The sequence below is a fragment of the Geomonas sp. Red276 genome, assembly GCF_054784495.1.
Genome location: NZ_BLXW01000080.1, coordinates 1 through 2,191, shown reverse-complemented (window position 1 = coordinate 2,191; position 2,191 = coordinate 1). Strand labels below are relative to the sequence as shown.

General features: G+C 57.2%; 2 protein-coding genes. Both read right to left on the bottom strand.

Annotated elements, in window-relative coordinates:
* Positions 1-59: 59 nt before the first annotated feature.
* The gene (gene istB / locus ACYVL5_RS23470; protein ID WP_460597972.1) at positions 60-848 is read right to left on the bottom strand and encodes an ATP-binding protein; all 789 of its coding nucleotides are present in this window, start codon (positions 846-848) and stop codon (positions 60-62) included.
* Entirely contained in the window at positions 848-2,074 is a 1,227-nt protein-coding gene (istA, locus tag ACYVL5_RS23465; protein WP_460597971.1) for an IS21 family transposase, read from the bottom strand. Before istA ends, istB begins: the two co-directional genes overlap by 1 nt.
* Positions 2,075-2,191: the final 117 nt, after the last annotated feature.

Here is a 2,191-nt window from a genome sequence, read left to right as displayed (position 1 = left end):
TGTCAATGGCAGCGTAAAAGTGTACCAGTTACGGTAATCGAAAAGTGTACCACCCCCTGTTAGAGAATTGCTTGGTCCAGGGATGTTGCCGTTGAGTCACCTCCTTTCTCGGAGAGTGTCTTGGCGAACGCGTGGCCTTGGAGGCGATAACTGTGCCCCTTGATGTTGACTACCCTGCAGTGGTGCAGCAGCCGGTCCAGGATCGCTGAAGCGATGACTGGATCTCCAAAGAGCTCCTGCCAGTCGGAGAAGCTCTTGTTCGAGGTGATGATGGTCGAGCTTCTCTCGTAGCGATAGGTGACGAACTGGAAGAAGAGGTACGCTTCCTGGCTGGTAACCGGCAGGTAACCGACCTCATCGACGATGACCAGGTTGGAACTGAGGAATGCCTTTCCCTTGGACTGGCTCTCCTTGAGTTTGGCGATCAGCGTGTGCATCGTCGTGAAGTAGACCTTAACGCCGTGGTAGCAAGCCTTGATGGCCAGAGCGATGGCGAGATGGGTCTTGCCCACTCCCGGCGGGCCGAGGAGAATCACGTTCTCCTGGCGGCTCAGAAAGGTCATGTCAAAGAGCTCCATCACCGACCTCTTGTCGAGGTGAGGGTGGAACGAGAAATCATACTCCTCGATGGTCTTCGCCATTGGCAGACCGGCGATCTTGATTGCCGTGGTGACCCGTCGTTTGTCCTTGGCCGCCACTTCCTCCTCCAGAAGTTGGTCGAGGAACGCAAGGCAGGAGCCGCCATTGGCTTGGGATGCGTCTGCAACTGAATCGAGGATCTCCACCGCCTTGAAAAGCTTCAGCCTTTTGAGGTTGTCCTGTAGACGCTCGTAGGTTAGCTGTTCCATCAGGCACCTCCCGCGGCGTAGCGCTCATACTCGGAGAGGGGACGGTGGTAGACCTCCGGATAAAGACTCCCGGTGGTGAGCCCTCTGGTTGCCTTCCCTTTGCCCCTTCCGTAACGCGGTGTCTGCTCCGGCGTAAGGCGGACCCGGGCTTTCGGGATGCCGAGGGTCAGCCCTTTCAGGTCGGGGATTTGGTACTGCTTCAGCAAGGTGGCGTCGTCATAGATGCGCAGATCCTTGCCTTTTACCTTTAGCAGAACCTTCTTGCCGACCACTTCGGGAGGGACGTAGTACCTGTTGCCGCCGAACGAGAGGAGGCAGTCCTTGTAGACCTTGCGGTAATACTTCAGCGAGGTGTCGTAATGGGTCGGCGGCAGCTCGCCCAGATGAGGGACCTCCTCTTCCCAGCGCGTTTCGATCTGCTGCCGGTGGGTGCCGTGGATCCGCTGATCGGCGGTCTCCCGTTTCCAGCGCATGACGTCACGGTTGGCCTGTATAACGGAGGAAAACTCATAACCGCGCCAGAAGCTCTCCCGGATGTAATCCATCGGCCGTTCGACCTTCCCCTTCACCCACGGACTGTACGGTGGACACAGGCGCGGTGTGAATCCGTAGTGGCGGGCGAAGTGGAAGAACTCGTTGTTGAAGGTCGGCTTGCCGTTCTCCCTGGCGATCACGACGTTCTTCATGTTGTCATAGAGCACTTCCGCCGGCACGCCGCCCAGATGCTCGAAGCCGCGAATATGGCAGTCCATGAAGATCTCAAGGGTGCATCGCTCGACGAACTCGACGTACATGGCACGTGAGAAGCCAAGGAGCATGACAAAGGCATAAACGGTCGTCGTCTTACCGTTGGCATCGACGACCTTGAAATCGCCCCAATCGACTTGGGCCTGCAGGCCCGGCTCTGTCTCAAAGCGGGTATAGGCGATCCGGCACTTCTGCTCTTTGATGGAGCGGACGAACACCTTCATGGTCTCGTAGCTGCCGGTATATCCCATGCGCTTAAGACGCTCGAGGATCCATGTGGCCTGGTAATCGTCCTCTTCGAGGAAGTCTCGGATAACCTGGTGGTACGGCTCAAGGACCGATGGTTTCGCTGTCTTGCGGGTGTAGGCTGGAAAGCTGGAGCTCTCCAGGTGCTTCTTGACGGTCTTGCGGTGGATGCCGAGTTTCTTGGCGATCCAGCGCAGGCTGTGGCCTTGGCGCTTAAATGCGAGAATGTCCATGTACGCCTCCGTGGAAATCATCGGCATCCCCCCCTTTCTCTGGAAGGGATACCACGGGTTCCCGGGTGGTACACTTTTCGTTACCGCTTTTGGGTCATTTTTGCATTACCAGTGACA

Coding starts and splice junctions, on each gene's coding strand:
- istB (WP_460597972.1), bottom strand. CDS start 848: ATGGAACAGCTAACCTACGAGCGTCTACAGGACAACCTCAAAAGGCTG.
- istA (WP_460597971.1), bottom strand. CDS start 2,074: ATGGACATTCTCGCATTTAAGCGCCAAGGCCACAGCCTGCGCTGGATC.